Origin of the sequence: Microvirga soli (assembly GCF_016734765.1) — a bacterium.
In the GTDB taxonomy this organism is placed as follows: Bacteria; Pseudomonadota; Alphaproteobacteria; order Rhizobiales; family Beijerinckiaceae; genus Microvirga; species Microvirga soli.
In genome coordinates, this window is the sequence record NZ_JAERQE010000047.1 from 25,023 (window position 1) to 33,092 (window position 8,070).

An 8,070-nucleotide genomic window follows, 5' to 3' on the forward strand; every position below is an offset into this window, starting at 1 on the left:
GTGACTGATTTAAATGATATTTAATCCTGCGTCATCGTGCCCTGCGCAGGATCTGTGAATTCCTGAATGAGAACGAAAAAAGAACTTGTAAGCAGGAACAAAGTGAGTACATATATTCTCTCAACACCGCGTTGAGATTCACTCTTCCTCCTGCCATAAGGATGTTAGGTCATGTCACAGTCCTCCTTGAGACTGGTGGAAAGCTCATCAATGGATAAAGAAAGAACTAAAGCTCTCGACGCGGCGCTCTCCCAGATCGAGCGTGCCTTCGGCAAGGGCTCGATCATGCGGCTCGGCAAGGGTCAGCAGCCGGTTGAAATCGAAACCGTCTCGACGGGCTCGCTCGGCCTCGATATCGCGCTCGGCGTGGGCGGTCTGCCCCGCGGCCGCATCGTCGAGATCTACGGGCCGGAATCGTCCGGTAAGACCACGCTGGCGCTGCACACCATTGCCGAAGCCCAGAAGAAGGGCGGCGTCTGCGCCTTCGTGGACGCGGAGCATGCGCTCGATCCGGTCTATGCCCGCAAGCTCGGTGTCAATCTGGATGATCTCCTGATTTCACAGCCCGACACGGGCGAGCAGGCGCTCGAGATCTGCGATACCCTGGTGCGCTCCGGTGCCATCGACGTGCTCGTCATCGACTCCGTGGCGGCTCTGACGCCGAAGGCTGAGCTCGATGGCGAAATGGGCGACGTGCAGCCGGGTCTTCAGGCCCGTCTTATGAGCCAGGCTCTGCGCAAGCTCACCGGTTCGATCTCTCGGTCAAAGACCATGGTAGTCTTCATCAACCAGATCCGCATGAAGATCGGCGTCATGTACGGCTCGCCGGAAACGACGACTGGCGGCAACGCCCTGAAGTTCTACGCCTCCGTGCGTCTGGACATCCGCCGCGTCTCGACCCTGAAGGATCGCGACGATCCGATCGGCAACTCGGTGCGCGTCAAGGTCGTCAAGAACAAGGTCGCTCCGCCCTTCAAGCAGGTCGAGTTCGACATCATGTTCGGCGAGGGCGTCTCCAAGGTGGGCGAGCTCATCGATCTTGGCGTCAAGGCCGGCATCGTTGAGAAGTCCGGCGCCTGGTTCTCCTACGACAGCCAGCGCCTCGGACAGGGCCGTGAGAACTCGAAGCAGTTCCTGCGCGACAACCCCGAGGTCGCGGACAAGATCGAAGGTCTCATCCGCCAGAATGCCGGCCTCCTGGCCGATCGCATCCTGGATCAGGCTACCCCGACCGCCGAAGATCTGGATGAGGGCTCCGCCGAATAAGTTTTGCTCTCCTTCAAGGGCAAAGAAAGGCCGTCGCGAGAGATCGCGGCGGTCTTTTCGTATGGACGGGGCTTCGGATCTGGCGCTTCCGACTGGCCACGGCCTTGCGCCAACCACACCGCGAGCAGGGACCTGGGCCGAGGCACCCATCGCGGGCCTATTCGCCCACCCTGCCGAAACGCCGCCTCGACAGCGCGGGCGTAGGCGGCTAAAACCGGCCACCATCATAGCTTTCGGGCCCTGAAAAGCCCTTACCCGAAGTTTGAGACCCCATGAGCGGCGCCAACGAAATCCGGTCCATCAACGACATCCGGTCGACCTTCCTCGATTACTTTGCCAAGAACGGCCATGAGGTCGTGCCCTCGAGCCCCCTCGTGCCGCGCAACGACCCGACCCTGATGTTCACCAATGCCGGCATGGTGCAGTTCAAGAACGTGTTCACCGGGGCCGAGAAGCGCCCCTACAGCACGGCGGCGACCTCGCAGAAATGCGTGCGGGCCGGCGGCAAGCACAACGATCTCGACAATGTGGGCTACACGGCGCGCCACCACACCTTCTTCGAGATGCTCGGCAACTTCTCCTTCGGCGACTACTTCAAGGACCGCGCCATCGAGCTGGCCTGGAACCTGATCACCAAGGAGTTCGACCTGCCGAAGGATAAGCTCCTCGTCACCGTTTACCACACGGACGACGAGGCGGCGGACCTGTGGAAGAAGATCGCCGGCTTCTCGGATTCCAACATCATCCGCATCCCGACCTCCGACAATTTCTGGCAGATGGGCGACACCGGCCCCTGCGGCCCGTGCTCGGAGATCTTCATCGACCAGGGCGACAAGCTCTGGGGCGGCCCTCCCGGCAGCCCGGAGGAGGACGGCGACCGGTTCCTCGAGTTCTGGAACCTCGTGTTCATGCAATACGAGCAGATCGAGCCCGGCAACCGCATCGCTCTTCCGAAGCCTTCCATCGACACCGGCATGGGCCTGGAGCGCATCGCCGCGATCCTGCAGGGCGTGCATTCGAACTACGACACGGACCTGTTCCGCGCCCTCATCGACGCGGTGGCGCATGCCACCGGCGTGGCGCCGGAGGGTGAGCGCAAGGTCTCGCATCGCGTGATCGCCGATCACCTGCGCACCTCTTGCTTCCTGGTGGCCGATGGCGTGCTGCCGTCGAACGAGGGGCGCGGCTACGTGCTCCGCCGCATCATGCGCCGCGCCATGCGCCATGCGCAGCTTTTGGGCGCCAAGGACCCGATCATGTACCGCCTCGTGCCGGCTCTCGTGCGCGAAATGGGACTAGCCTATCCCGAGCTGATCCGCGCCGAGGCGCTGATCGTCGAGACCCTGCGGCTTGAAGAAACCCGCTTCCGGAAGACCCTGGAACGCGGCCTCATCATTCTCGATGATGAGACCCGCAATCTGGCCAAGGGCCAGAACCTCTCGGGCGACACGGCCTTCACCCTCTACGACACCTATGGCTTCCCGCTCGATCTCACGCAGGATGCCCTGAAGCCCCGCGGCATCGGCGTCGACATGGAGGCCTTCGATGCCGCCATGCAGCGCCAGCGCGAGAAGGCCCGGGCGGCCTGGTCCGGCTCCGGCGAGGCGGCGACCGAGACCGTGTGGTTTGCCGTGAAGGAGCGCACCGGCGCCACCGAGTTCCTCGGCTACGACACCGAGACCGCCGAGGGCATCGTCCTGGCGCTGCTCAAGGACGGCAATGAAATCGCCGAACTGAAGGCAGGCGAAAGCGGCCTCGTGGTGCTCAACCAGACCCCGTTCTACGGCGAGTCCGGCGGCCAGGTCGGCGATACCGGCGTGATGCAGGGCGAGGGCGCCCGCGTGTTCGTCACCGGGACCGACAAGAAGCTCGGCGACCTGTTCGTGCATCACGTCACCGTGGAGCACGGCTCGTTGAAGCTCAACCAGTCCCTGGAGCTGACCGTCGATCACGAGCGCCGCTCGGCCGTGCGCTCCAACCACTCCGCGACTCATCTCCTGCACGAGGCCCTGCGCCAGGTGCTCGGCGATCACGTTGCCCAGAAGGGCTCGCTGGTCGCTCCCGACCGCCTGCGCTTCGACTTCAGCCACCCCAAGCCCATCGAGGATGCGGAACTCATCAAGGTCGAGGAGATCGCCAACAAGGTGCTGCTCCAGAACGAGCCGGTGGTCACCAAGCTCATGGCCGTGGACGAGGCGATCGAGTCCGGCGCCCGCGCGCTCTTCGGCGAGAAATACGGCGATGAGGTCCGCGTGGTCTCCATGGGCAAGGCCGACGATGCTAAGACCTTCTCCATCGAGCTCTGCGGCGGCACGCACGTGAACCGCACCGGCGACATCGGTGTCGTCACCATCGTGGGCGAGAGCGCGGTCGCGGCTGGCGTCCGCCGTCTCGAGGCCATGACGGGCGATGCCGCCCGCCGCTACCTCGCCGGAGAGAGCCGTAGGCTGCGTGAGGTGGCAAGCCTCCTCAAAGCCCCGGTGGACGAGGTGTCGAGCCGCCTGAGCGCGCTCCTCGAAGAGCGCCGCAAGCTCGAGCGCGAACTCGCCGAGGCTCGGCGCAAGCTCGCCATGGGCGCAGGCGCGTCCGGTGGCGGCGATCCGGTCAAGGACGTGGCAGGCATCAAGCTCATGGCCCGCGCGGTCACCGGCGTCGAGATGAAAGACCTCAAGAGCCTCGCCGACGAGGGCAAGAAGCGTCTCGGCTCCGGCGTTGTCGCCATCATCGGTGTGGGCGACGACGGCAAGGCGGGCATCGTGGTCGGCGTCACCGAGGACCTCACCGCCAAGGTCGACGCGGTTGCGCTCGTGCGGGTCGGCTCGGAGAAGCTCGGCGGCAAGGGCGGCGGCGGACGCCGCGACATGGCCCAGGCCGGCGGCCCCGACGGTGCCCAGGCAGAAGCAGCGCTGGCTGCCATCGAGGCGGCGCTGGCGGCTGCTTAGAGGCTAGCCTATCTCGTAAATAAAGGGGCGGCGCGCCTTATACTCTCCTCCCCCTTGTGGGGAGGAGGTGGAGGTGGGGGTGCTGGCTCCACGCTGGTCCTGTTCAGCGCTCACACCCCCACCCCGGCCGCTGCCGCGGCCACCCCTCCCCACAAGGGGGAGGGAGAGCAACGCTGCGGTTCAAGGGCTAGTTCTTCGTCACGCGCCAGATCGTGTTCGACAGGTCGTCGGCCACGATCAGGGCGCCCTTTGGGTCAACCGTGACCCCGACCGGACGTCCCCGGGTGTTGCCGTCATCCACCAGGAAGCCGGACACGAAGTCGATGGGTTCGCCGGCAGGCTTGCCGTCGCGGAACGGCACGAAAATCACCTTGTAGCCAACCGGCTTGCTGCGGTTCCAGCTGCCATGCTCGCCCACGAACACGCCGTCGGCGAAGTTTTCGCCCATGGCCGGGTTCGAGAACGCCACGCCGAGCGCCGCCACGTGCGATCCCAGGGCATAATCCGGTCGGATCGCGGCCGCGACCTTCTCCGGATCCTGCGGTTGGGCGCGCGGGTCGACGTTCTGGCCCCAATAGCTGTAGGGCCAGCCGTAGAAGCCGCCCTCCTGCACGGAGGTGAGGTAGTCCGGAACGAGGTTGGGGCCGATCTCGTCCCGCTCGTTCACCACCGCCCAGAGCTGGCCCGAGCCCGGCTGGATCGTGAGAGCCGTGGGGTTGCGCAGGCCGGTGGCATAAGGCTTGTGCGCGCCCGTCTGGGCATCGATCTGCCAGACCATGGCCCGGTCTTCCTCGGCGTCCATCCCGCGCTCGGTGATGTTGCTGTTGGAGCCGATGCCCACATAGAGGAAGCGCCCATCCTGGCTGGCGGTCATGGCCTTCGTCCAGTGATGATTGATCACGGCCGGGAGCTCCGTCACCGTCACGGGTGGGCCGCTCGCCTGGGTCTGGCCGTCCTGATAGGCAAAGCGCACCAGTGCATCCTGATTGGCGACGTAGATCGAGCCGTTGACCAGCGCGAGACCGTAGGGCGCGTCGAGCTTGTCGGCGAAGACGCCCTGCATCTCGTAGATGCCGTCGCCGTCGGCGTCGCGCAGCAGCGTCAGCCGGTTGCCGCCTTTGACCGAGCTCTTGCCGAGGCTCTTGATGAAGCCCGCGATCAGATCCTTGGGGCGTTGCGTCGGTGCATAGCCGCCGGACCCCTCGGCGACCAGGATGTCGCCGTTGGGAAGAACCAGGGTCTGGCGCGGGATCTTGAGATCCGTGGCAATGGGTTGGATCTTGTAGCCCGCCGGCACCTTGGGCAGCTCGTTGCCCCACTGGGCCGGCCTCGGGATCTTCATGGACGGCAGCAGGCCGCGCTGCGGCTCAGGCAGGTTCGGGTTGGCGCCGTATTGCGGCCCCTGGGGCTCGTCGTTGCAGGCGACGAGGGCGAGAGCCAGGGTGCCGATCAGGAGGGTCGAGCGGATCATCTCACATCTCCCGTACGAAATCCGGAATAGCCGATCCAGGCGGCCACGAGGGCAAGCAGCGTCGTGATCACCGAGAGATAAAGGCCCTCCGGCATGGTGGCCCACGCGTCCTTCGCGTGGACGAGGGCATTGACGAAGCCGAGGCCCCACATGACGAGCAGCACGACGAAGTAAACCGCGAGCCGGCCTTTGCTGGCGGTCCTCCGGCGGAACAGGTTGATCAGCGACCAGAGCAGGGCGAAGCCACCCCCGACCAGCCCGCCGGCGATGAGCCAGGACGAGAAATTGGCCCATTGAATGTGGAAGGTCGCGCGATAGGCGAAGTCGCTCGCCAGCGCGCCTGCAAACAGAGGCAGCGGAAAGGCGAGAAGGATGGCGTGAAGGGGGTGGAGGGGCCTCACTCCACCCGGGTGGGATTGGGCAACCACAGCGTCTCCTCCCGTGCCTGAACCCGGCCGCGTGCCCGCGTCCTGCAAAGGTTCGATGGATCAATGCACGAGCGGTCACTAGGTTGCGAAAACAGTCCTGATCCTCACCGCCTTCGCAGGAACTCCACAGTTCCGAAGGTCATGGGTCCTAGTGCCGCCTGGCTCCGGGACAGCAGAGAGGTTTGGCAGGCTCTCAATCGTGGTCCGGATGCTGCCGCGAGGCCATCTTCCGCAGCTCCTCCGGCGAGGCGTCATCCTCCGTCCGCTGGCCGGGGAGGGTGTGCAGCTTCTCGAAGGCGGGCAGCATGCTCTCGATGCCATACTGGATCTCGGGCATGACCCGGCTCGGATCATCGAGGCTGCCGATGGAGACGGTGATGCGGTCGCGCTCCACGTAAGCAAAAGTCAGCGGCGTGCCGCAATCCCGGCAAAACCCGCGCTCCACGGCCTCCGAACTTTTGAAGATACCGGGCTGCCCCTTGGTCCAGACCAGATCCTTGCGCGGCACCCCGGTGAGCGCCGCGAAGTAGCTGCCGAATGCCTTCTGGCACATGCGGCAATGGCAGATACTGGCATGGGTCGGCTCGGACATCAGCGCATAACGCACGGTGCCACACTGGCAGCCGCCGGTCATGATGGGTTTGGCCTCTGGCATAGTTCTTTACTCCTCGCAGATTCTACGATGGCGGCGTCCAAGCATCCTCTGGCAGCGAAAACCACAGCCCGCCTGGGTCCTCGTTCTGGGCACCGTTGGCGAGCCATTCTCGGATAACGTTCTCGATGATCTCCTCGGGCTGCGAGCCGTACTGACGCTGAAGGATCCAAAGGTGCGGTCCGTCAGGGCCGCCACCAATGACGGGCACGGCACCGCGGGACAGGAGCTCTGCGACGCAGCGGCGGACATAATCGGTCAAGGCATCGCCTTCGAGATCGAAGTCAAGGCGTCCTGCCGGCACGATCTGCCATATTCCCACAGCATCATAGGGCAGTTCATTGGCGACCTGCACGATGTAATCGCTCATCGTATCGCCGAAGTATTTATGTCTAGGTTCGGAGGTCACTTCTTATTTGGGCATTGTAGCTACGCAACTGCTTCGACAGAGCAATCCCGGAGCATCGACTGTTGAGCTAGTCTCAGAGTTGCCGAAGTTTCGCAGCGCACGTAAAGCGATGGAAATGAGCTTATGCAAGGTCCAGTCCTGTCACCTCTTTGAGCTTTTGCTTGGCATAGGCTTTGCTGACCTCGACTAGGAGTTGGACGGTCCAGCTCCCAGCCTTTGAGGCGCCCTCTTTTGTCTTTCGCCAAACTTCAGGATCGCGAATGCTATCGAGGAAATCGTACCCCTGCCAAGTAATGCGTTTGACTATGAGCGTGCCACCAAGTGAACGAAACTCAATTTCGATGAAGCCAGCCTGCTCCAACAGATCGAGGTGGCTAGAAAGCTTATCGGCCTGCTCCCGGGTAAGAAATGTTTCGGTCTCAATGCCGAGGAACGAGGCTCCGTCACTGGAGATAGTTTCAAAAGATGTCTGACCGCCCTCAATCTTGAGCAGGAGTTCGCGGATGAGATCCATATCGCGCATTTAATCTATCCCTCTGTTTTAATGAAGATCGGATATCCCTTGGTCTGCTTGTTTACGTGTTTTAATACGATGAGCCGCTATAGCTCCGACGGCATAAGCACGACTGGATAGCGACAGCAGAAAACGCTCCTGCGAAGTTATGGCGAAGAAGTCTCACACCTTCTTCTTGTAATGATATTTTATGTAATGAAACAAATCATGAACATTGTCAAGCTTCGCGCTGAGCCATGCTGGCAGCAAAAAGCCCGGCACTGGGCCGGGCTTCTCCATCATTTCAGAGCGTGGAAGGCTTCGCTTAAGCGGCCATAGCTTTTTTGAGGTTTTCGTCGATTTTGTCGAGGAAGCCGGTGGTGGAGAGCCACTTCTGCTCGGCGCCGAC

7 protein-coding genes are annotated in these 8,070 nt (G+C 63.0%); 2 read left to right on the forward strand and 5 right to left on the reverse strand.

The features are described from left to right. The first annotated feature begins 171 nt into the window (after positions 1–171). Together recA and alaS are read left to right on the forward strand one after the other, a co-directional pair. Positions 172–1,266 (forward strand): recombinase RecA, encoded by a 1,095-nt coding sequence (gene recA, locus JKL45_RS24290; RefSeq protein WP_201864382.1) that lies wholly within the window; start codon positions 172–174, stop codon positions 1,264–1,266. A 272-nt stretch (positions 1,267–1,538) separates the two neighbouring features. After that, the gene (gene alaS, locus JKL45_RS24295; RefSeq protein WP_210345879.1) at positions 1,539–4,208 is read left to right on the forward strand and encodes an alanine--tRNA ligase; all 2,670 of its coding nucleotides are present in this window, start codon (positions 1,539–1,541) and stop codon (positions 4,206–4,208) included. A 187-nt stretch (positions 4,209–4,395) separates the two neighbouring features. On the opposite strand, the gene JKL45_RS24300 is transcribed toward alaS, so the two are convergent. The 5 genes from JKL45_RS24300 to JKL45_RS24320 form a co-directional block, all read right to left on the reverse strand. After that, positions 4,396–5,679, reverse strand: a complete 1,284-nt coding sequence (locus JKL45_RS24300) for a PQQ-dependent sugar dehydrogenase (RefSeq protein ID WP_201864383.1) — start codon at positions 5,677–5,679, stop codon at positions 4,396–4,398. Further along, on the reverse strand, positions 5,676–6,107 hold the full coding sequence (locus JKL45_RS24305; RefSeq protein ID WP_201864384.1) for a DUF2231 domain-containing protein: 432 nt from the start codon (positions 6,105–6,107) through the stop codon (positions 5,676–5,678). The genes JKL45_RS24300 and JKL45_RS24305 overlap by 4 nt, the downstream gene beginning before the upstream one ends. A gap of 193 nt (positions 6,108–6,300) precedes the next feature. Continuing rightward, positions 6,301–6,762 carry a GFA family protein gene (locus JKL45_RS24310; protein WP_201864385.1) on the reverse strand — a complete coding sequence of 154 codons (462 nt, stop codon included), beginning with the start codon at positions 6,760–6,762 and terminating at the stop codon, positions 6,301–6,303. Positions 6,763–6,784: 22 nt separating this feature from the next. Then, positions 6,785–7,129 (reverse strand): hypothetical protein, encoded by a 345-nt coding sequence (locus JKL45_RS24315; RefSeq protein WP_210345881.1) that lies wholly within the window; start codon positions 7,127–7,129, stop codon positions 6,785–6,787. Positions 7,130–7,289: 160 nt separating this feature from the next. Continuing rightward, the gene (locus JKL45_RS24320; RefSeq protein ID WP_201864387.1) at positions 7,290–7,691 is read right to left on the reverse strand and encodes a DUF2513 domain-containing protein; all 402 of its coding nucleotides are present in this window, start codon (positions 7,689–7,691) and stop codon (positions 7,290–7,292) included. Positions 7,692–8,070 lie beyond the last annotated feature (379 nt).